Source organism: Spirosoma jeollabukense, from assembly GCF_054777855.1.
The window spans coordinates 474,647-498,330 of sequence record NZ_BAAHAD010000003.1 but is presented as its reverse complement, the minus strand read 5'-3'; the positions used below and the strand labels follow the sequence as shown (position 1 = coordinate 498,330).

General features: G+C 47.7%; 16 protein-coding genes. 11 read left to right on the top strand and 5 right to left on the bottom strand.

All coding sequences use genetic code 11. The features are described from left to right. Positions 1-6 precede the first annotated feature (6 nt). Entirely contained in the window at positions 7-2,184 is a 2,178-nt protein-coding gene (locus tag ACYVEA_RS16160; protein WP_461114475.1) for a S46 family peptidase, read from the bottom strand. 598 nt (positions 2,185-2,782) lie between these two features. On the opposite strand from ACYVEA_RS16160, the gene ACYVEA_RS16155 reads away from it, so the two are divergent. Continuing rightward, positions 2,783-3,538: a hypothetical protein gene (locus ACYVEA_RS16155; protein WP_461114474.1), complete on the top strand. Its 756-nt coding sequence runs from the start codon at positions 2,783-2,785 to the stop codon at positions 3,536-3,538. 23 nt (positions 3,539-3,561) lie between these two features. On the opposite strand, the gene ACYVEA_RS16150 is transcribed toward ACYVEA_RS16155, so the two are convergent. Continuing rightward, positions 3,562-4,902 carry an NAD(P)/FAD-dependent oxidoreductase gene (locus tag ACYVEA_RS16150; RefSeq protein WP_461114473.1) on the bottom strand — a complete coding sequence of 447 codons (1,341 nt, stop codon included), beginning with the start codon at positions 4,900-4,902 and terminating at the stop codon, positions 3,562-3,564. 224 nt (positions 4,903-5,126) lie between these two features. Between ACYVEA_RS16150 and ACYVEA_RS16145 the strand changes: the two genes are divergently transcribed. Both ACYVEA_RS16145 and ACYVEA_RS16140 read left to right on the top strand, forming a co-directional pair. Beyond that, the gene (locus ACYVEA_RS16145) at positions 5,127-7,541 is read left to right on the top strand and encodes a TonB-dependent receptor (protein ID WP_461114472.1); all 2,415 of its coding nucleotides are present in this window, start codon (positions 5,127-5,129) and stop codon (positions 7,539-7,541) included. A gap of 7 nt (positions 7,542-7,548) precedes the next feature. Further along, positions 7,549-8,460: a DUF4249 domain-containing protein gene (locus ACYVEA_RS16140; RefSeq protein WP_461114471.1), complete on the top strand. Its 912-nt coding sequence runs from the start codon at positions 7,549-7,551 to the stop codon at positions 8,458-8,460. A gap of 69 nt (positions 8,461-8,529) precedes the next feature. Here the strand turns inward: ACYVEA_RS16140 and ACYVEA_RS16135 are convergent, their stop codons facing one another. Beyond that, entirely contained in the window at positions 8,530-9,633 is a 1,104-nt protein-coding gene (locus tag ACYVEA_RS16135; protein ID WP_461114470.1) for a chorismate mutase, read from the bottom strand. 275 nt (positions 9,634-9,908) lie between these two features. On the opposite strand from ACYVEA_RS16135, the gene ACYVEA_RS16130 reads away from it, so the two are divergent. Further along, positions 9,909-11,117, top strand: coding sequence for a proline dehydrogenase family protein (locus ACYVEA_RS16130; protein ID WP_461114599.1), 1,209 nt, complete (start codon positions 9,909-9,911; stop codon positions 11,115-11,117). Between the two features lie 119 nt (positions 11,118-11,236). Next, the gene (locus ACYVEA_RS16125) at positions 11,237-12,013 is read left to right on the top strand and encodes a lipoprotein signal peptidase (RefSeq protein ID WP_461114469.1); all 777 of its coding nucleotides are present in this window, start codon (positions 11,237-11,239) and stop codon (positions 12,011-12,013) included. Positions 12,014-12,151: 138 nt separating this feature from the next. Here ACYVEA_RS16125 and ACYVEA_RS16120 read toward each other — a convergent pair whose 3' ends face one another. Next, on the bottom strand, positions 12,152-13,036 hold the full coding sequence (locus ACYVEA_RS16120; protein WP_093827798.1) for an OmpA/MotB family protein: 885 nt from the start codon (positions 13,034-13,036) through the stop codon (positions 12,152-12,154). A gap of 256 nt (positions 13,037-13,292) precedes the next feature. Here ACYVEA_RS16120 and ACYVEA_RS16115 point away from each other — a divergent pair, with 256 nt between their 5' ends. From ACYVEA_RS16115 to ACYVEA_RS16095, 5 genes are all read left to right on the top strand, one after another. Beyond that, positions 13,293-14,414 carry a lactonase family protein gene (locus tag ACYVEA_RS16115; RefSeq protein WP_461114468.1) on the top strand — a complete coding sequence of 374 codons (1,122 nt, stop codon included), beginning with the start codon at positions 13,293-13,295 and terminating at the stop codon, positions 14,412-14,414. Positions 14,415-14,461: 47 nt separating this feature from the next. Continuing rightward, on the top strand, positions 14,462-15,058 hold the full coding sequence (locus ACYVEA_RS16110) for a 3-keto-disaccharide hydrolase (RefSeq protein ID WP_461114467.1): 597 nt from the start codon (positions 14,462-14,464) through the stop codon (positions 15,056-15,058). Positions 15,059-15,145: 87 nt separating this feature from the next. Further along, positions 15,146-15,994 (top strand): 3-keto-disaccharide hydrolase, encoded by an 849-nt coding sequence (locus tag ACYVEA_RS16105; RefSeq protein WP_461114466.1) that lies wholly within the window; start codon positions 15,146-15,148, stop codon positions 15,992-15,994. A 132-nt stretch (positions 15,995-16,126) separates the two neighbouring features. Continuing rightward, positions 16,127-17,470, top strand: a complete 1,344-nt coding sequence (locus ACYVEA_RS16100) for a neutral/alkaline non-lysosomal ceramidase N-terminal domain-containing protein (RefSeq protein WP_461114465.1) — start codon at positions 16,127-16,129, stop codon at positions 17,468-17,470. 138 nt (positions 17,471-17,608) lie between these two features. Beyond that, positions 17,609-19,693: a beta-galactosidase gene (locus ACYVEA_RS16095; protein WP_461114464.1), complete on the top strand. Its 2,085-nt coding sequence runs from the start codon at positions 17,609-17,611 to the stop codon at positions 19,691-19,693. 43 nt (positions 19,694-19,736) lie between these two features. Here ACYVEA_RS16095 and ACYVEA_RS16090 read toward each other — a convergent pair whose 3' ends face one another. Next, positions 19,737-20,228 carry a VOC family protein gene (locus ACYVEA_RS16090; RefSeq protein WP_461114463.1) on the bottom strand — a complete coding sequence of 164 codons (492 nt, stop codon included), beginning with the start codon at positions 20,226-20,228 and terminating at the stop codon, positions 19,737-19,739. Positions 20,229-20,316: 88 nt separating this feature from the next. Between ACYVEA_RS16090 and ACYVEA_RS16085 the strand changes: the two genes are divergently transcribed. Then, positions 20,317-23,604 (top strand): S41 family peptidase, encoded by a 3,288-nt coding sequence (locus tag ACYVEA_RS16085; protein ID WP_461114462.1) that lies wholly within the window; start codon positions 20,317-20,319, stop codon positions 23,602-23,604. The last annotated feature ends 80 nt before the right edge of the window (positions 23,605-23,684 follow it).

The following is a 23,684-nucleotide window of genomic DNA, read 5'->3' as shown; positions in this document are numbered from 1 at the left end:
AATTCTTTATTTTTTTGCTGTGCCAGGCTTTGCTACAGTTGCCGTACCTACTAGCTCACTCACCAACCGATCGGCTTTATAGATGTACCGCATGGCAGCTATGATACCTCCCGCATGGACCGAAATCGTGCGGTTGACGTCAGGTACAAAAATGAACTCACCTGGCAGGCTCTCCATATTCCCGTCAAAGGCCAGGCCAACTGCTTCCAGGTTTTTATTGATCATCGGACTCCCGGAATTACCGCCAATAATATCGTTGGTTGAGATAAAGCACATCGGCTGTTTCAGCAACTCCATCGGCGGATTTTTCCATCGCGCAGGCAAATTCCAAGGCGCTTTATCGGCAAATGAATAATTACGGTCGTATAACCCCGCGAAGGTCGTGAGAATAGGCGCTTTGGTGCCGTTATAGTCGAACGACTTCACCACGCCATCATTGATACGTAGTGAGAACGTAGCATCGGGCGGAACAGCCGTGCCATACACGTCGTAAAGCATCCGGCCCAATTGGCCATGCAGTACTTCCTGACTCTGCGTAATTTGCCGGGCTTGTCGACCTGCCGCTACATAGCGCGGAAAACCAATACGTGCTAGTGCCAGCATCGGGTCGTCCGATGAGCCGACCGCACCCGGCCGCGTTGATAACTCTTTTATGAAAGCTGGGTCGTTTAGTTTTGTGTTCTTAATCAGGTAGGCAGCGGCTTCTTTTGGCGTCCGGCTTTTTCCGTCGGGTCCTGTCAAGGCTGCTTTCACGTAGGGATCATCATTGCCTAATCCCATTTGCGCTTCGGTCAGGTGAGCGGCCAGATAGGCCTCATCGAGGGAAAGGTTTTTCACGTTTGGTGCCTCCATCAATGAGCGAGCGCGTTCGGCATCCTGCGGTCGTGATGTTAGTAACTCGCCAAATTGCGTCGCTACGTTGGCAAACGTCATCAATTCGCCCATGGTGCGTTCGCTGGGCGCCAGGTAATTGGCATCCCTAAAAAAACTCCGCAGTTGAGCCGTGTTAGAGGCAATCTCGTCCCAGGTTTTGAGCTGGACAGGCGGAAGGTTCTTGGCTTTCGCAGCTGCTTTAAATTGCTCTTCAAATACCGCTTTTCGGGCCAGCAAACTGGCATCACGCAGTCCGGCTAACTGGCCACCGTAGGCTTTCAAGCTGTTGTCGTAGCTGAAAATTTCGTTCAGTATGCTGTCGCTTTTGGCCGTTTCGTTGTAAACCCGTAAGACATCAGCTCGATTTTGTAACATCTGAATTGTTGCAGGCGTTTGTAAATCCCGGTCAAATTCAAGTTCGGCTACTGTTTTCAGACGCTCCGTATGCCCAGGATTCCCGATTACGAAAATCGGCTCACCATCCCGTACGCCACTCGGATTGAATTTAAAAAAATGAGCCGTTTTCAATGGTTTACCATTATCATACACCCGAAAAAACGAGCAATCCAGCGCATAGCGTGGGTAAGTGAAATTATCGTAATCACCCCCGAAGAAACCAAGAGCGAGTTCAGGCATGAACACAAGCCGGACATCGGTATAGCGTTTAAAACCATACAATGAATAGCGGCCGCCACTGTAAAATATAATAGTCTGTAATTCCAGGCCCTTCCAGTTAGCTTTGGCGCCGTATTCCCGTTTAATGTCCTCAAACGTCTTTTCGCGAGCCTCTAATTGCGACGCGTCTGTTTGCCCCGCTCCAGTCATTGCGTCCTGAACGCGTTTCGTAATGTCTTCAATCTTCACCAGTTGATCGACGAACAACCCATCTACTTTGCGTTCTTCAGCCGACGTTTTGGCAAAGAAACCCGTGGCATTCAGGTCTTCACCTTTTCGAGTTACGCCCGTTCCTGACTCGCGAGCGCAGTGATGATTGGTCATAACCAGGCCATTCGCCGACACAAAAGAGGCTGAGCAGTAATCGGCAAAACGTAATGAGGCTAGTCGGGCTTCGTCGAACCATTTTTCATCAGGAGAGAACTTGTATGTTTTGCTGAAGTAGTCCTTCGGTGGATTGTCGAACGTCCACATTTTACCCAAATCCAATGGGCCGCCCTTGGCTGGGTCAGGACTGATTTCGAGCGCATTAGCAGTGGCTACTTGTACTGTTTGAGCCCGCGTCGGACCAATCACATGAATTAGCAACAGGCCTGTCAAAAGGAGGGAGCGGAGGTTGATGCGATGTAGAAGCATTTACAAACGGTTGGTTGTCTGTTAAAACGTGAATTTAGGCCAAACGTTTTGTCCGCTACGTTATCAAACGACCAGATTAGCCTAATTCTAAAAGTTTAACCGAAGCTTAATCGGTATGCTTTAGTCTATTTTCGATGATCGCTATCTAACCTGTGAATTGCAAAAAACCAGTTCGATAGCTATGAAAACTTCAAAATTGCTTACGCTTTTGACAGCCCTGATGCTTATAGTATCTGTGAGCAGTTGCACATCTTATTACGGCAGACCTAATTACGGCCGGCATTATGGCTACAGAAGGCCTGTAAGTCCACCGTCGCGTCCAAGGCCTTATAGTGGCCACTACGGTTATGGTCGTCTTGGTTGGTAAACACGCATTATAACTAGTTAAAAACATAAGGTGCAGGTCGAGTAGGGCTGCACCTTATATGTATGCAGCCGCAAGGAACTCATAAGACTGTTTTGCGCTTTATTGGTCATTTGGGAAAACTTACCCAAACACCACCGTCACTTAACACATCCTATGAAGCAAATACGTTTACTGTTAACGTTTGTATTATGCTGTCTTTTGCAACCCCTTTTTGCTCAACAATCGTTGCCCATGAACACCCTGAAAGTGGGCAAAATGCGCGGCAGCCTTTATTTTACCTGGGGATATAACCGGGAGTGGTATACACGTAGCACCATTCGGTTTCGCAATACAACGACTGATAATTACGACTTCACGTTTATCAATGCGAAAGCACACGATCGGCCAGACCTGCACGATTTTTATAAACTTAATAATCTGACCGTTCCTCAATACGACTTAAACCTAGGCTATTTTTTCAACGACAAACATGATCTGGGCATTGAGTTGAGTTGGGATCACCTCAAATATATTGTCACTGATGATCAGGTTATTCACGTGCAGGGGCAAATCAGAGGGCATCAGATTGATAAAGACACCTTAGTAACTCCTGATTTTGTCCATTTGCAGCACACCAATGGCAACAACTACCTGATGCTCAATTTAGTGAAGCGACAAAAAATATGGAATTCAAAGTATCTTCAATTAAGCGGGATTGGAAAAGTGGGCGCTGGACCACTGATTTCGTACACCATCTCGACCATTCTGGGAAACAATGACGAAGGGTATTTTCACTATCACGGCGTAGTAGCGGGCTTAAGTGCAGGTCTGAAGCTCGACATTTTCACTTACTTTTTCCTGCAAACCGACCTTCAGGGTGCCTGGGTTGATTACACAAATACCCGACTCGGAGCCGACCACCAAGGGCTATCCACGCAGCACTTCTATTCGTTGCAATACAAATATCTTTTCGGATTTAATTTTCCTCTTGGCCGACGGAAATTATAACATCGACCAAGGGGAAATAAATTTTATGCCTGCTCATTTTGCGTGACCATCTCCTGCCCTACTTTATCGTCTTTCCGTATGAATGGCCTGATGATGATACGTGTCCCCCGCTGGTAAGTAAACAATCTGTACATCCAGTTGCTGAACACCACCAGCTTGCTTCGAAACCCAACCAGATACCAGATATGTACGAAAAGCCAGGCCATCCAGGCAATAAATCCGCCAAGGTGAATATTGCCGGGTAAATCAGCAACGGCCCGGCTGCGGCCAACAATAGCCAGCGAGCCTTTATCGAAATACTCAAATGGCGTGGTTGGCTCATTTTTCATCATTCTACGGATGTTCTTCGCTAAGTGAACGCCCTGCTGAATAGCCGGTTGTGCCACACCTGGATGTCCTTTTGGATAATCAGGTAGCTTCATAAAAGCGATATCACCAATCGCAAATACATCAGTAAGCCCCTGCACTCGGTTAATTGGATCAACCAGAATTCGGCCTCTCTCGGTAGATTCAGGGGGTATGCCATCAATCAGTGCACCCGTTACGCCCGCACCCCAAACCAGCGTTTGCGTTTTAATCTGTTCGCCCCCTTTAAAGGTTACGGTTTCGCCATCGTAGGATTCAACTAACGTATTAAGTTTAATAATTACCCCCAAATCTTCCAGATACCGTTGCGCTTTTTGCCCCGCTTCATCCGACATAGGTGGTAAGACTTTGCCTAACCCTTCGACGATGTAAATGCTCATCTGGCTAAAATCCAGTCCCGGATAATCATTGGGTAGCACGTGCTTGCGCATTTCAGCTAATGAACCTGCCATTTCGACACCCGTTGGCCCCGCCCCTGCAATGACGAATGTCAACAGGCTTTGTCGTTCAGCAGGATCGGTTGTTACACTGGCCTGCTCAAAACATTGCAAAAACTGACTTCGCACATTAAGTGCTTCGGGAATAGTTTTAAGCGGGAAAGCGTATTTCTGAATTTGCGCATTGCCAAAATAATTAGATTTTGAGCCGCTGGCGATCACTAAATAATCATAGTGCAGATCACCAATCATGGTCGTAACTGTTTTCGTTGCGGGGTCTATCTTATTGACCCGCACCATCCGATAATGGAAATCGGTAAAGTCATCAAACATCTTCCGGAACGGCTCAGCAATAGCATCTGGCTCCAATCCGGCTGTAGCTACCTGATATAATAATGGCCAGAAACCGTTATAATTCTGTTTATCGAATAGCACGATCTGCACATCAGTATTGCGAAGGCTCTTGGCTAGATTCATTCCACCAAACCCACCCCCGATAATAACGACGCGGGGCTTGGTGGTATCGGGTATGTTAAGAGAAAGTTTATCGAATTGAAGCATAGTCTATGTGGCGTCGGCAACGCAGGTTGTTTTGTCTTTAGTACCTTATTGTCAGACGTTTTGTTTTACTAACAGAACAAAAAATAGCGTATTCAAGTGCTACTGTACGGATAGTTATATGATTTCGTTATTAGACATGTTAGTAAGCGTGAAGACATACTTAGTACTTCCGAACAACCACTTGGACGCCATAAGTCTTCTTATCTATCTTGATATTTCCCGGTATGCACGTAGGTTTATTCAGCCTGTTCTTTTTATTACTTTGCCATAGTTTACAAGCTCAGACGTCGGCGGTTCGCTTCACAGTTAGTGGTTATGTTCGGGAAACCGGTAGTCAGGAAGCGCTGATTGGGGTAAATGTTTACCTGCCAGGTACAACAACCGGCACCACTACCAATACATACGGCTTTTATTCTTTAACGCTTCCTGCACAGGATAGTCTGCGGTTAGCCTACTCATTTGTGGGCTATGAAACGGTTGAACGTACCGTTTCCTTCCGAAGGAATCAAACACAGAACGTAGCACTCACACCCGGCCGGTCACTGTCGGAAGTGCAGGTGAAAGCGGGGACGATGGTCGAAAAAGTTAGCGAAAGCGCCCAGATGAGTTCGATTGACGTCCCCATCGCTCAAATAAAGAAAATACCGGCGTTCCTTGGGGAAAAGGACGTATTAAAAGTGCTCCAATTAATGCCGGGCGTTCAGAAAGGATCGGAAGGACAAACGGGTATTTACGTTCGCGGGGGCGGACCAGACCAGAACCTCATTGTTCTGGACGATGCCGTCGTTTATAATGCCAGTCACCTCTTCGGTTTTTTTTCGGTCTTTAACGGCGATGCGATTAAGAGCGTCGAATTGATAAAAGGCGGGTTTCCGGCTCGGTATGGCGGACGGCTTTCATCAGTTATCGATCTGAACATGAAAGATGGGAACCGCGAAAAACTACATGGCGAAGGTGGCATTGGTCTGATCGCTTCCCGACTGACGCTCGAAGGTCCCCTGACGAAAAACAAGAAGGGATCTTTTCTGGTATCGGGTCGGCGGACGTATCTGGATATCATAGCGGCTCCTATCATCGACGCGCAGACACAGGGCCAAACGCAGGCAGGTTATTACTTCTACGACCTCAACGCAAAGGCAAACTACGATTTCAGTCCCAAAGACAAAATATACCTAAGTGCTTATTTTGGCCGCGATCGGTTCTATGCCCATGATAATGTCCAAAATACGGACACGGGTCTAAGATGGGGGAACGCGACCGGCACGCTACGCTGGAATCACCTCTTTAACCAGAAACTCTTTTCGAATACGTCGCTCATTTTTAGCGACTATAAGTTCCAGATTTCAGCCGATGAGAAAGGATCAGTCGATAATCTGACGTACTCGCTACGGTACAATTCCGGTATTCGGGATTTTTCGCTGAAGTACGATCTGGATTATTATCCTACACCAACTCACTCGGTACGGTCGGGTATCCAGAGTACGTATCACCGGTTTACGCCGAGTGCGGTGGTTTTGCAAAATGCCAGTATTAACCAGTCTATTGACAACATTAGCAATATTGACGTAATCGAATCGGGTATTTATGCGGAAGATACGTGGCGACCATCGAGCCGATGGCGCATAAATGGCGGACTTAGAGTCAGTTATTTCCAGCAGAAAGATGCTGGCTACGTTCGGCCGGAACCTCGAATTTCAGGTGCTTTTACGCTCAAACCTGATTTGTCGATCAAGGCATCCTACGCCATGATGAATCAGTACGTTCACCTGCTTTCCAATACGGGCATTGGCCTCCCCACCGACCTTTGGGTACCATCTACCGATCGCGTCAAACCACAGCAATCGCAGCAGGTGGCGGTTGGCATTGCCAAAGATTTTACGACCGGTGGCGCGTTCGCCAAAGGGCTGACGCTAACTGTGGAAGGGTATTATAAGACGATGTCTAACATTATTAACTACAAGGAAGGAGCCAGCTTTTTGCTTATCAATGACCCAACGGCGGCCAATAGCTTACGCTGGGAAGACAACGTAACGGCTGGTCGGGGCTGGTCGTATGGAGCCGAATTTTTACTTCAGAAGAAAGTCGGGCGGTTTTCGGGCTGGGCGGGTTACACCCTCTCCTGGACACAGTGGCAATTTGCCGAACTCAACGGTGGACAACCGTATTATCCGCGCTACGACCGGCGTCACGACATTTCGTTGGTTGGTATTTATGAACTGAACAAGCGGATAACGTTATCTGCTACGTGGGTGTATGGCACGGGCAATGCGCTGACGATCCCGATCGGGCGTTATGATACGTATCGGGCGAGCAATGCGCTGGTCTATGGCGGTACACCCGGCATTGTGCAGAATTTTTTTCAGAATGTCCGTACCTCGGATGATTACGGAACCCAGAAAAACAGTTTCCGCGCCGAAGCCTACCACCGGTTCGACTTCGGCATTCAGTTTCATAAGCAGAAAAAACACCACGAACGAACCTGGGAAGTCAGCTTTTATAACCTCTACAATCGCCGGAATCCCTTCTTCTACCAGTTAGAATCCGTGACGGCCACCTCAAAAGTACCAGCGCATACGGCTTTGTTTCGGTACTCTGTTTTTCCGATTGTTCCAGCAGTCAGTTATAATTTCAAATTCTAGCCGACTCATGAAATTTTCAAACGTTGTTTTCCCTTTTCTTCTTGCGTCTTTTTTCCTGAGTTGCGGCAGCCTGCGGAATGAAGTTGACCCCAGCCAATTAGGCGTAGAATCAGCCAAATTGGTAGTCAGCAGTTTTCTTTCTCCTCAGGATACTACGTTGGCTGTCAAGGTGACGCGTTCTGCCACGGTAGTGGGGGATAGTATAAGTCTGTTGCAAACCGGTAATACTATAACAGATGCCACAGTTACGCTCTCCGAGGGTAGCAAGTCTGTTAGATTACCTTACAACAATGTTTCCAAAAGCGACACGGCCAGAAATCATCCTTACTATAGTGTTGATGCTCGTTTGTTGCCTATCATAGCTGGCCATACCTATACGCTTACCGTTGTAACAGCCAGCGGGCAGCGAGCTATCAGTACTTGCACGATACCAGCTCCGGTTCAGCCAAAAGACATAGTTCTTGATTCATTGAATCGTCGCTATTTCATCCGTGCCAACTGGCAAGACCCTGGCGGTCAGGTCAATTATTATCAGGCTGCTGGCATTTTTCGATATATCCTGACCAGTTGCAAGAGCTGTCAGCTGTCAACCAATGACAATCTATCATTCGATGATGACACCCGGGGTTTGTTCACCGATGCTGGTGTTGACGGGAGTATTATGTTCTCTGGCCGCGCCTATCTAACCCCCAGCGGTCAGCAGGCAAATTTTTATAGCCAGTACAAGACGGCCAGCGTACTCATTAATTTGATGAGTGTCGATCAGGCGTATTACCATTACCAGGAAGCTGTCATTCGGCAAAGGCGTTCGCGCAACAACCCTTTTGCCGAACCTGTCTTGATTCCAAGTAATATCGAGGGAGGACTTGGTTGCTTCGCGGGTTACAATAATGCAGTCCTAACGCTGAAATTAAAATGAGCGAGCCCCAATCCTCAGTGAAGATTGGGGCTCGCTACGTAGTGATTCTGATAGTACTCAGATTATCCTCTATGCACCTTGTACCGCGCTGTGAATAATTTCCGTTTGCTTCCGAATCGACTCCATATGGATGATCTTATAGATCTCTTCCACTAACTCAGGGTATAGACCAAGTTTTTGGCCTAATTCCGTACGAGTTTTCAAAATCTCCTTCCAGCGTTCCGGCTGGAACAGCGTTACATTGTTATCACGTTTGTATTCGGCTAGCCGCTCAACCAGGGCCATACGAGCTGCCAGCATTTCTACGATCTGCCGGTCTACGTTATCAATGCTACGTCGTGATTGCTCCGTAAAACTCTGGAATTCCAGATTTTGTGACTCAACCTGCCGAATTTGCAGATGATCCAGCATTTCACCGAAAGCTGTTGGCGTTAATTGTTGAGCTGCATCACTCCACGCTTTATCGGGATCAATGTGCGATTCAACAATCAGACCGTCGTAGTTTAGGTCCATGGCCATTTGAGCCAGTTCATTCAGGTAAGCACGCTTACCTGCCATGTGACTTGGATCACCAATGAGGGGCAACTGAGGGAAGATCGACTTCAACTCAATAGCCATCTGCCACATGGGTATGTTTCGGTATTTACTGGCCTCACCCGTAGCAAATCCGCGGTGAATAGCTCCCAATTTACTAATACCAGCGCCAGCAAGACGCTCAAATGCGCCTACCCAGAGAGCCAGATCCGGGTTAACCGGATTCTTAACCAATACAGGGACATCAACCCCTCTTAGCGCATCAGCAATTTCCTGTACGTTAAACGGGTTAACGGTCGTGCGGGCACCGATCCAAAGAATATCAACACCATATTTCAGCGCCAGCTCAATATGTTCCGGAGTGGCCACCTCAACCGCGAACGGCAGACCCGTTTCGGCTTTGGCGCGCTGAATCCAGGGCAGAGCAGCTTCGCCCATGCCTTCAAAACTACCTGGCCGGGTGCGTGGCTTCCAAACACCGGCACGAATAACATGAACGGCTCCCAGCGCTTTTAGCTGACGAGCGGTTTCAACTAACTGATCTTCGGTCTCGGCACTGCATGGACCAGCGATGATCAGGGGTTTACCGTTGGTCTCAATCCACGATCCCAGCGGCTCTACGGCTAATTCTACCTTCATAACAAACGCGTAATAAGCGAGCAATACGACTACTCTATGGGGAACTTTCTAATCTAATTTTTGGTATATTTGCATAAGGAATCGGCTGTATCTCAAGCCGGTTCCTTAATTTGTCTAAGAGCGTTTTTAGTTTGTCAAAACAAGCCGCGCCGGGAGTTTAATCGATTGATCGAAATTTCGTTATATATTTCGGTCGTCTTAACCGACACGCACTGTAAGCTATGCTAATAGCACCGCCCAAACGGAGCATTATTATGTCGAACCGAAGTAATCTAATGTCGGAGGCTGTTCAGGGAATTACCGACGTAAAACCCGTTTCTTTTGAGGACACTTCGATTGCTTTTTCGTCCCAGTCAGACTTCAAGTTACGAAAGACTTACTGGCTATTTTCGTTGATGAACCAAGGATGGCTGGTAAATTTAGGGACTTTTTTTATAAAGATTGCCCTACGTCTTCATCTTCCCATCAAATTCCTCATTAAGAACACTATTTTTGAACAGTTCTGCGGAGGAGAAAGCATCCAGGGTTGCGAGAAAACCATCCAGCATCTTCACAACGCCCATGTGGGAACTATCCTGGATTATTCTGTAGAAGGTGAGGAAACCGAAAAAAGTTTCGATGAGACAACTCTCGAAATTCTGCGCACAATCGAGCGCGCCAGCGAATCTCCCGACATTCCATTCTCTGTGTTTAAAGTGACGGGGATTGCGTCAACAGAGTTACTCGAAGCCATCCAGATTGGCGACTCACTCAATAAAGACCAGAAGTCCGAATTCGATCGGGTCATGAAACGGGTGGAGACAATCTGTCGTCGGGCCTATACCCGCAACGTCCGAGTCTTCATTGATGCCGAGGAAAGCTGGATTCAGGATACAATTGATACGTTAGCGTATGAGATGATGAATCGTTTTAACCACGAGCGACCTGTCGTCTATAATACGTACCAGATGTACCGCTGGGAAAGCCTTGATCATCTACGGCGCGACACAGCCGAAGCCCAGGCTAAAGGATATTTTCTTGGCGTAAAACTGGTTCGGGGCGCTTATCTCGAAAAAGAGCGGCTCCGGGCCCACGAAGAGGAATATCAGGACCCGATTCAGGCTACTAAAGAAGATACTGACCGGGCGTTTAATGAAGCTATCGACTTTTGTCTGGAACACCGTGATACGATCTCCATCTGTTTAGGAACGCATAATGAATACAGTTGCCAATACTGCATTCAACAGATGAAACGGCTGGGAATCGAACCTAATGATTCGCATATTTATTTTGCGCAGTTGCTGGGTATGAGCGATAACATCTCCTACAACCTGGCCAATGCGGGCTATAATGTAGCTAAGTACGTTCCTTACGGCCCTGTTGACTGTGTAATGCCCTATTTATTTCGCCGGGCCGATGAGAACAAGTCCATTGCCGGGCAAAGCAGCAGAGAGTTCAACTTAGTAAGTGATGAGTTGAAGCGTCGAAAAAATTGCCGAATGTAGACCCTGTAACACAGCCTTCCGGTTACCGGAAGGCTGTGTCTTTTTTAATTGATTGGTACAGATAATCGGGAAATTGCCGAACCGCCAAAGCGGAGCCACGCTGTGCCATACTTCTTATTATGATTCAGAAAAATCCCTTCAAGTTTTTCCTTCTAACGCTGCTGTTGATTGCCCTTGATCAGGGCGTGAAGCTGGCCGTACATTTTTACATGGCTCCCGGCTTTGCGGGTCAGGTTAAACTCGTTGGCGACTGGTTCAAACTACACTACGTATTGAATCCAGGAATGGCTTTTGGCATGCAACTGGGTCATGAATACGGCAAATTGCTACTGAGCATCTTCCGGCTTTTTGCCATGGTCGGAATTGGTTATTATCTGGTTCATCTGGCGCATAGAGGAGCCCCAGATGGTTTACTCTGGGCCATGTCTATGATTCTGGCTGGAGCTGTCGGAAACGTTATCGATAGTACGTTCTACGGCGTATTTCTAAACAACGCTCCCTATGGATCGCCTACACCCTGGTTCCACGGGCAGGTGATCGATATGATTTTTGTGGACGTTTGGGAAGGATTTATTCCTGAATGGGTACCCGTCTGGGGAGGCCAATACTACTCGACGCCTATTTTTAACATAGCTGACTCCTGCATTTTCATCGGTGTCTGCCTAATTCTGTTCTTTCAGCGTCGGTTCTTTGGTGAGCAGTCGGCTGAAGATAGCCTTCTACCCATTTCTGGACCAGATGCCACCGAAGCATCCGTATTGCCAACAGCCGAATTCGTTGACGAAACTCAGGGAAGTGAGCCACGTACTCATGAAAGCGAAGATACTTCTACCGAAGATAGTCAGCCCGTTACGCCCGAATCTGTTTTACCAGACGAACCGAAACGTACTGAATAGATAATTGATAAAAGCTTTCTGATAGTTTTATAAAGTTCCGAAAATTTCATTCAGATTACGTCAACACATAAAAAGCCTTGGTCCAGACACAGGACCAAGGCTTTTTTAGTACGCTCAATTGAGTTGAGACTTTATAAATTATTTACTACCACCAGCCTGACCACTCGACATCAGATTGAAGAACTGATCCAGTTTCGGTGTGATAATAATTTCTGTCCGGCGATTTTGCTGACGACCGGTAGGCGTCATGTTATCATCCTTCGGGCTAAACTCTGACCGGCCACCTGCTGTCATCCGCTCTGGCGCTACAGCAAATTTGCTTTGCAGCGTCCGCACGACCGACGTAGCACGCAGGGCACTCAAATCCCAGTTGTCTTTGATAGAAGACGTAGCGATAGGGACAGCATCGGTGTGACCTTCAACCAGAATATCAAGTTCTTTGTGATCGTTTACAACCTTAGCCACTTTGCCCAGAACGGTTTCGGCGGCTGGCAAAACTTCATAACTTCCTGATTTGAAAAGAAGTTTGTCAGAGAGTGATACATACACAACCCCTTTCTTCACTTCAACCTGCACATCCTGATCATTGATATCATCCAAAGAGCGCTTCAGGCTCATGACCAGCGCCAGATTCAGAGAATCTTTCCGCTGAATCGATGAGTTAAGGTTGTTGGTGTATTTGGTCTGCTCATTCAACGTTTCAAGCGATTTCTTGATGCTTTCAGCACCCGCTTTACTTACAATAGACAGATCCGACATCCGGTCAAGAAGGTTGGTGTTTGTCTTTTTAAGGTAATCGACTTGCGCTTGCAGATCAGAGACTTGTTTGTCTTTACCCTGCAGATCCGTGTCTTTGGCTGATAATTGCGTGCGCAAATCAGCGGTACGTTGATCACAATCAGTGAGAGATGCCACAGCTTTATCACGGGCTTCCTGAAGAGATTTAATTTCGGCCAATCGCTTCTTACTATTACAGGAAGCAAGCATTGCAACAGCGGCAAAAACAATCAAAATTCGTTTCATACAAATGAAAGAGAAATAACGGGTAATGATAAGTTAGGTTCGAACGATATTGGTTATTCGCGAATCGTTTTGCAAAAGTACGTGATTCTGTTTAACCTTAATAAAAGCATTCTTCATGTAAAACAATTCTGCTTACATTATTTCCTTATTATTTTGCTATTTTTTTCGAAAATGCAATTTACCCACCCGCCAATATGGCTAATGACGGTAGTTTGCACTACTTGTATGCTTATTGAATAGTCTCATTATTGTTTTTATGAATAAGCTACTTAGTGGTATTTTGATTGGATTAAGCTTGACGGCTCAGGCACAATCGGCCAAAGAAATCATGTATGTTGGTACGTATTCCATTCGGGGAAGTGAAGGAATTTACGTGTTTGAATTTGACCGTAAAGCCGGCACCATGCACCCAATACAATCCGTCTCGAACGCAAAAAGCCCCTCGTTCCTGGCCATTCACCCTTCTAAAAAGTATCTGTATTCCGTTAATGAAGGAGCGGATAAGCTGGGCGGTGTCAGTGCCTATGCGGTTGACAAAGCAACCGGCAAACTTCAATTTCTGAATGGCCAGTCGTCGCTCGGCGGTGGTCCCTGTCATATTAGCGTCGATCAGACCGGAAAGACAGCTTTTGTCTCTAACTATGGAGGAGGTAGTCTGGCCGTATTACCGATTAATACCGATGGTACGTTAAGTGCAGCCGCCGACAGTGTTCAGGACGCGGGCACCGGGCCCAATGAGAAACGTCAGGAAAGAGCCCATGTTCACTCGGCGACATTAGCGCCAGATAATCGGTTTGTCTACGTAGCAGACCTTACGACGGATAAGCTTAATATCTTCGACATTGATGTTAAAGCGAGTACGGTAAAACCCGCATCAACGCCCTATGTCAGTGTGAAACCGGGTTCGGGACCGCGCCACTTTACGTTCCACCCCAACGGGAAATATGCTTACCTAGTCGAAGAGATAACATCGTCAGTGGCTGTTTTTTCGCGTGATGCAAAAACGGGTGCATTGACTCTGATCTCTGACAATATTAATACGTTGCCTGCTGATTTTAGCGGCCAGAATACGAGCGCCGACATTCATATTGATCCATCGGGTAAGTTTTTATATCAATCGAACCGGGGTGCTAATACGCTGGCAATTTTCGCGATTGGTAACGACGGCAAATTGACCAAAGTGGGCGATCAGCCAACCGAAGGTAAAACACCCCGCAATTTCCTGATTGACCCTAAAGGCGATTTTATATTTGTGGCGCATCAGGATACAGATAACATCACCATTTTTAAGCGTGATCAGAAGAGTGGTAAACTAACCTACACAGGTCATTCGGTGAAGGTTCCGGCCCCGGTTTGTGTGATTATGACCAGCTTGTAAAATTCATTTGCCAGAACAAATCAGCTCACAATCAATCTCTATACTCAATGAAATACTGCATTGCCATTTGTCTCGTGTCAAGTATGCTGGCCTTTATAGCGCCAACTAAAACAATCAATCTTTTCAACGGGAAAGACTTATCTGGCTGGAAGATTTATGGTACCGAAAAATGGTACGTTGAAAATGGCGAACTCGTCTGTGAAAGTGGTCCCGACAAAAAGTACGGCTATCTGGGTACTGAAAAATTCTACAAGAATTTCGATCTATCGCTTGAGTTCAAACAGGAAGCAAATGGTAATAGCGGTGTCTTTTTCCGGTCTACCGTAGATGGTACAAAAGTCAGTGGCTGGCAGGTAGAAGTAGCGCCCCCCAACCATGACACGGGCGGTATTTATGAGTCCTATGGCCGGAACTGGCTGGTGCAGATTCCCGATGAAAAGGAAAATATTCTAAAGCCCGGTGAGTGGAATAAACTCCGCATTCGGGCGGAGGGCGATCATATACAGACGTACCTTAACGGCACGCAGATGGTCGACCTTCACGACGAAAAGATTGGCAAGGGTGAGGGTGGAATAGCCCTGCAAATTCACGACGGCGGTGGGATTAAAGTCCGCTGGAAAAATTTAAAACTACAGGAATTATAAACCAACCATGAATGCCATAACCCACCGTTATGGCATTCATGATTTACAGCTGGTTACGATTTCTATTACCCTGAACCTATCTTCTGTATGAAATTGCTCCTTTTATCCGGCTATGCCAGCTTACTTATTGTTACGTCTACACTGGCACAGTCGTCCCAAAAGCCGGGCGGCTGGCAATCCTTATTTAATGGGAAGGATCTTGGTGGCTGGGAGACGTATCTGGATCGGCCTTACGCTAAAGACAATCAGCATGAAAAGACGCTCCCCCTCGGTTTAAATAACGATCCAAATCATGTTTTTTCGGTCGTTACGGTGGACGGAAAACCAGCGCTACGCATTTCGGGCGAGACGTTTGGCGGTATCAATACGCTGGCTGAGTTTGGAAATTATCACCTTCGCATGGAGTTCAAGTGGGGCACCCAGAAGTGGCCGCCCAAACTTGACCGCCCCCGTGATAGTGGATTGCTGTACCACAGCGTTGGTCCGCATGGTACGCCGATGCTGTGGATGGAGTCATTCGAATTGCAGGTTCAGGAGGGCGATTGTGGTGATTATTGGGGTGTTATGAACGTATTGGCGGATATCTCTGCCAAAAAAAATGAGAAAGGCACTTATGTGTATCAGCCAGGCGCTACGCCCATAACGTTTCAGGATAAGACGCCGATTGGACGATCGTGCCTTAAAAGTCCAGATAATGAAAAACCATCCGGGCAATGGAATGTACTGGAGCTTTATTGCTTCGGCGACACCTGCCTGCACGTCATGAACGGCAAAGTCAATCTAATGTTAACGCATACACGTCATCTGGTCGATGGTCAGGTTGTTCCGCTCACGAAAGGTAAAATCCAAATCCAGTCAGAAGGCGCCGAGGTTTTTTACCGAAACATTCAGGTTCAGACGATTAACCAGTTACCCGCAGATTTGCGTCAACAATAACTATCTCCTCAGAGTTTTTGACTTAGACTACGTAGCGGATTCAATTAACGCTAACTTTTTAGGCTAGCTTCGTTACTATCATATAAATTTTTCTGCAAAAGCCCTGATAGTAGAGCCTATTAATTAGATGTAATGAACGTTTCCACCAAACAACGAACGATAGCATTTGTACTCGCCTTAATCGTTATCAATACTCTGGCCATTTGTTTCACGCTGGTCGATAAAAGCAGCTATAAGAGCACTAAATTCTATCGATATACGCGCCAACGATTTGCCTGGATCGTGACCACTCCTCCCCCAGCGTATGGGATAAAAGCAGGATGGGCAAAGGTTAATATTACCCCCGCCCTTAAAACCCCGATTGCCAATAATGAAGCGAGCCAAAGCTGGACAACTGTCCACGACTCGGTTTATACGCGTGCGGTTGTTTTCGATAATGGAACGACACTGGCCGCTATGGTCACCATTGATTTACTCATGATGCCGCCGATGGTAGCTCAGACGCTACAACAACAACTGCCAAAGGTTGGTATGGCCTGGAAGAATATCTACCTAGGCGCTACTCATTCACACCATAGCCTGGGCGGTTGGGCAAACGATTACATGGGCAAAAAGATGGCAGGTGAGTACGACGAACGCCTTGTTTCTCAACTTACAGACGCTATTATAAAAGCTATTGTCGAAGCAAAAAAGAATATGGCCGCCGTTCAGATAGGATACAGCCAACTGAATTTGGATGCAGCAGGACCAAAGACTTTCGCAGAAAATAGCCCGCCAGGCAAAAAAATCCACTTCCTGAAACTCCGTAAACTCACGGGTGAATCAGCCGTCATTTGTTCTTCCGAAGGTCTTCAACTTTTAGGTATTCCATCAATATCCACTGCTTTAAGTCGCGATGGGAATGGAATTCTGACCGATAAATTAGAGCAGCGAACAGGAAGCTTCGCGTTGTTTATGGCCGGACCGATGGACCAGCCTAAAGCGAAGCTAAATCCGTCGAACGATTTAAAAGAGGACTCGATTGATAGCCTTGTGCTACGTATCACACCTGCATTAGTCAGTCTACCACTACACACAGACAGTACACTGGTAGCCCAGACAGTGCTTCTTGTCCAAAACGATCCTCAGATACGTATTGCCAAAAACTGGCGGCTGAAACCCTGGCTGGCAAGAGCCTTGTACGGCGATTATCCCGCCGAGCTAAAAGCGCTACGCATCGGCAAAACTGTTTTTGTAGGGACGCCCGGTACCGTCTCTGACAAGCTGCTTCCTACGTTATTGGCAATGCCGATATCCAGACGTAACAATCTGGTACTAACCAGCTTTAATGGCGGCAATATTGGTCAAATTGTACCCGATACATCTTATTACGCGGACCCGAATCCGTACGATATTCATGAAATAAATCGATTCGGCCCCCATACAGAAGCTTTCTTTAGCGAGATGGTTCAGAGTCTGGTTAGCAGCCTTAAATAGTAAAGTCTGCCATTCTGTGGTTTACTACGTACCTTGCAACTAAGACAAATCACGTATATAAATCGCTGATACGTAGCTATCTGAACTGATCTACTTTATAAAATTAGTTTACCACCTCTTATATACGCTCTGCAAAAAATGACCAGATTTACCCATTTGGTTTCTCTATTTCTCTTTGGGCTTACCATCCTAAGCTACGCGCAGTCACCGAAGCTGGATAAGCTCTTGTTTGGCGTCGCTTATTACGACGAATACATGCCCTACGAGCGCCTGGACAAAGATATTCAGATGATGAAAGAGGCCGGTATCAACGTCGTTCGTATTGCCGAATCGACCTGGAGTACCGTAGAGCCACAGGATAACGTGCTTGATTTTTCGCATATCGACCGCGTGCTCAATGCGATGCATAAGGCAAACATCAGCGTCATTATTGGCACGCCTACCTACGCGGTTCCGACCTGGCTGGTTAGAAAATACCCCGATGTGCTGGCCACTACGCCACAGGGACGAAATCAATACGGTGCCCGTCAGAACATGGATATTACGAACACGCACTTTAGGTTCCATGCCGAGCGTGTCATTCGTAAGATCATGGATCACGTAAAAAACCACCCAGCTATCATTGGCTATCAGGTTGATAACGAGACGAAATCTTACAACACAACGGGGCCTAACGTTCAACAGCTTTTTGTTCAGTATATGAAAGATAAATACAAAACGCTGGACGCGATCAACAAGGCATATGGCTTGGATTACTGGAGCAATCGGATCAATAGCTGGGAAGATTTCCCCTCGACAGTTGGAAGCATCAACGCCAGCCTACGGGCCGAATTCGCCAAATTTCAGCGAAAACTGGTAACCGATTACCTCGCCTGGCAAGCGACGCTGGTAAAAAGTTATAAAAAATCAGGCCAATTTGTCACCCAAAACTTCGATCTGGAATGGCGCGGTTATTCCTACGGCATTCAACCGGATGTTGATCATTTTGCCGCAGCGAAAGCAATGGACATTGCCGGGATTGACATTTATCATCCCACTCAGGACCAGCTTACGGGTACGGAAATTGCCTTCGGTGGCGACGTAACGCGCTCTATGAAACCAGGGAAAAATTACCTGGTGCTGGAGACTGAGGCTCAGGGTTTCCCGCAGTGGGTGCCCTATCCAGGACAGTTGCGGCTACAAGCCTTCAGTCATCTGGCTTCCGGTGCCGATATGCTTGAATACTGGCATTGGCATTCTATCCATAATTCAGCCGAGACGTATTGGAAAGGTCTATTAAGCCATGATTTTGAGCCAAATCCTACCTACAATGAAGCCAAAACCATCGGCCAGGATTTCGCCAGACTAAGCCCCAAACTGGTTAATCTGAAAAAGAAAAATTCGGTCGCTATCCTATTTAGCAACGAAGCGCTGACCGGATTTAATGCTTTTAGTTTTGGCTGGGGTGCCAGGGAAAACTACAATGACGTTTTACGCCCGATGTATGACGCTTTGTACCGAATGAACGTGGGCGTCGACTTTGTTGACCCACCGAGCACATCGCTTGAGAGCTACAAAGTGTTGGTTGTTCCCGTGCTTTACGCAGCTCCTGATAGCCTGTTAGTGCGGCTAAATCAATTTGTAAAAAATGGTGGCCATATCGTCTACACCTTCAAAAGTGGCTTCTCCAATCAGGATGTGCAGGTAAGAAGCATCCGCCAGCCAGGTATCATCAGCGAAGCTTGTGGCATTTCTTATGATCAGTTTACAATCCCACAGCATGTTTCGTTGACAGGCGATCCTTATCAGGTGGGGAAAGATAACAATCAGATAACGACTTGGATGGAGTTAATTACGCCTACTACCGCTAAAGTAATGGCCTATTACGACCATCCCGTTTGGGGAAAATATGCCGCCATTACGCAAAATCAGTTTGGCAAAGGTGTTGCTACGTACATCGGATGCTGGACATCGCCCGTACTGACAGGTAAAATTCTGGCCGATGTGATTAAAAAAGCGGGTCTGGAAGGTCCGGATCAGCAACTGACGTTTCCCCTCATTACCCGGTCTGGGACTAACCAGCAAGGGAAAGCCATTCATTACTACTTTAATTATTCCTCGACAGCCAACTCCATTAAATACCCATATTCCGCTGGTAAAGAGCTACTAGGCAATGAATCCGTAAGCAAGGATCAACAGTTGTCTTTGGCACCCTGGGGTGTGAAGATTGTCGAAGAAAATTGATTTTGTCGCAGGTATTGACCCGGTGATAAAATTCCATAAGAGCTTATATCTCCCTCAGCAGCCCTTCCAGATCCAGGGGATGCGTGTACATTTCGATTGAGCCATCCGGTTTGTGGGGCCATTCTTCCTTCGGCCGATCCCAGTAAAGCTCAACCCCGTTATGGTCAGGATCATTTAAGTAAATAGCCTCCGAAACACCATGATCTGATGCGCCTGTAATGGGGTATTTCGCATCGACGAGTCGCTTTAACGCCACCGCCAGATCACGGCGGGTAGGGTATAGAATGGCGGTATGAAACAAGCCCGCAGCCCGCGTAGGAGCTGGTGGTGCGTCTTTGCTATACCACGTATTCAGGCCGATGTGATGATGGTAGCCTCCAGCTGAAACAAAAGCGGCTTCCTTGCCATACATGGTGATCAGCGAAAAACCCAGCAAATCTCGATAGAAGGCCAGTGCCCGGTCAAGATCAGCGACTTTAAGGTGAATATGGCCTATGCGCGTTTCAGCAGGAATTATGTATGGAGATGGAGCCATGATTGAGCAGTATGTAGTGAAAATAATGCCTAAATTTAGGTGTCTAAGCAACAGCAATCGATTTGAAATAAATCCTCGACACAACCAAATGCACACATCAACAACAGCCGTATTGCTACGTACTTTCCTACTTCTTACTCTGGCTTTCCCATCGCAGGGACAGTCTCAGCCAGCATCGCCCACGCCTAAATTCGCCTTTGCCGAACCAAGCCTTTCGCCCGATGGTACCGAGGTGGCATTTGTGTCGGGGGGTGACATCTGGACCGTGCCAACGGCTGGCGGAGAAGCCCGGTTACTGGTTTCGCATCCTGATAATGAATCACGGCCGCTCTACTCGCCAGATGGCAAATACCTGGCCTTTGCCTCCTCCCGCACGGGCAATGGCGACATTTACCTGCTTACTCTGGAAACAGGGGCGATCAAACGGCTTACCTACGACGATGGTGGCGAAGTATTGAACGGCTGGTCGCGGGATGGCAAAATGGTCTATTTTCAGTCGACCAGCCGGGATATTTCGGGCATGAATGACATCTACCGGGTAGCCGTCACGGGTGGGACGCCCATGGCCGTCACCGCCGACCGCTACGCGAATGAGTTTTATGGAATGCCCGCGCCCGATGGCAAAACACTCGCTTTTTCGGCTCGTGGCATTGCCTCTAACCAGTGGTGGCGAAAAGGACGAAGTCACCTCGACGAGGCCGAAATCTGGCTGTATCATCTTGATGCGAAAAAGGGGAATTCATCTTACGAACGTATTACTGAGAGTGGAGCGAAGGAGCTTTGGCCAATGTGGAGTCAGGATGGAAAAACGCTTTACTACGTATCGGATCGGAACCAGACACAAAATTTGTGGTCACAGCCACTCGGTGGTAAACCGGCCATGCTTACTACGTTCTCTAACGGGCGAGTGTTGTGGCCATCGATTAGTTATGACGGCAAGGCCATCGTATTTGAACGTGATTTCGGCCTCTGGAAATATGACATTGCCAGTCGTCAGGCATCTCCTATTTCAGTTCGGCTCCGTGGCGTTGCTGCCAGTCCGGCCGCTGAGCATTTGAAATTAACGAATCAATTCCGCGAGATGACGTTGTCGCCAGATGGAAAAAAAGTTGCGTTCATTGCGCATGGAGACGTATTTGCCGCATCGTCAAAAGATGGAGGTGAGGCCACACGAGTCAGTTCGAGCGCGGCCAATGAATCGCAACCAGTTTGGGCTGCCAACAGTCGAAGCCTTGTATACGTATCAACGCGGGATGGCGTCGCACATCTGTATCGCTACGACTTTGCCACTCGTGATGAAACTAAGCTGACCGACGATGCCCAGGATGATGGGTCACCCGTATTCTCACCCGATGGAAAATTGCTGGCGTTCGTTCGGAATGGTCAGGAGCTGCGTGTACTGGACCTTGCATCGAAGAAAGAAAAACTCCTCAAAAAAGGGTATTTAGGCCGTCCGCCGTTTGCCACAAACGGTTCGGTCGTCTGGTCACCGGATGGAAAATGGATTGCCTTTGCGTCCTACGGAGCCAAAACATTTCGGAATGTTTCGGTGGTGCCTGCTGCGGGTGGAGAGAGCAAACCCGTTAGTTTTCTGGCCAATACGTTCGGAGGAAATTTGAGTTGGAGCCCCGACGGAAAGTACATTTTATTCACTACCAACCAACGTACCGAAACATCCCAGGTCGCCCGCATTGACCTGGTTCCCCGAGCGCCCAAGTTCCGGGAAGATCAGTTCCGGGATTTATTCAACGAAGAAATCCCCAAAACGCTGAAACCAGCGCCAACCACATCCACCACCACAAAAACGGCGACGCGTGATACCAGCGCCCTGGGCGATACAACCGCCAAATTGGGACGTAGTGGAGCCACAAAAATCGTTTTTGACGACATTCGTCAACGACTGAGCCTATTGCCGGTGGGTGTCGATGTTGATGCGCAGTCAATCAGCAAAGACGGCAAAACGCTACTGCTAATTGCTACTGTAGCGGGTCAGCAGAATCTGTACACGTATTCGCTCGATGAATTAGGCCGCGAACAATCCGTAGCCAGACAGTTGACTTCAACCCCTGGGAGTAAGAGCGGTGCCCAGTTTTCGCCCGACGGCAAAGAGGTTTTTTACTTGGAACAGGGAAAAATTCAATCCATTACGTTAGACAAACGCGAACCGAAAGCCCTGGCTATCACGGCCGAAATGGACGTTGATTTCGGCGACGAAAAAATACAGGTGTTCCGGCAGGCCTGGGATATTCAAAATAAAGGATTTTATGATTCGACTTTCCACGGCACAGATTGGAAAGCCATTCGAGCCAGTTACGAGCCGCTGGCAGCGGGTGCCCGCACGCCCGACGAACTCCGTCGGCTCATTAGCCTGATGCTGGGCGAACTGAATGCATCTCACTCCGGCATTTCAGCCCCGGCGGGTTCGGTGCAAACAACTACGGGGCGGCTTGGTCTGCGCTTCGATCGGGCCGAATACGAAAGCACAGGCAAACTAAAAATTACCGAAGTTATTGCGTTAAGCCCGGCTGCTTTGTCGGGCACAATCAACGTGGGCGATTACCTGTTGGCTGTAGATGGCACAAAAATTAGCCCAGCAACTAATCTTGACCAACTACTTGAAAACCAGATCAACCACCGCATATCGCTTATGATTGCGTCGTCGCCGACCGCGCCCCCGCAGGAAGTAACGGTACGCCCTGTCAATCTGGCCACGGAAAAAGGATTGCTCTACAAACAATGGGTGCAGCAACAGCGTGACTACGTAAATAAAGTTAGTAAAGGGCGACTCGGCTACGTGCATCTATTCGACATGTCGGCAGAATCGCTAGCTCAGTTGAACATTGACTTGGATGCTGACAATCACGCTCGTGAAGGCGTCGTGGTTGATGTTCGGAACAACAACGGTGGCTTTGTGAATGCCTACGCGCTGGACGTGTTTACCCGAAAAGGCTACATGACCATGACCCCACGCGGATTACCGTCGGCCCCGGCTCGCACACAATTGGGCCAGCGATCCCTGGAAACACCAACTATTCTGGTAACAAACCAGCATTCCCTGTCAGACGCCGAAGATTTCACGGAAGGCTACCGAACGCTCAAAGTAGGCAAAGTTGTTGGTGAACCAACTGGTGGCTGGATTATTTATACATCGGCTGCGCAACTCATCGATGGTTCGAACGTACGTTTGCCATTCATCAAAATCACCGATAATACGGGTAAGAATATGGAATTAGCGCCACGTCCGGTAGACATTGCCGTGTCGCGGCCAATTGGCGAAAGCTATACCGACAAAAATAGTCAGCTAGATACCGCCGTAGCTGAGTTATTGAAGGAATTAACCGAAGCAAAGGCGTCGAAACTCAGCACCGGCAAGTAACCCGAACGTAGCAAACAGGGGAATGTAAACTGATGGTTGCTTTTCCCTGTTTGTTAACTCGTCCCCTCCAGTTAGTAAGT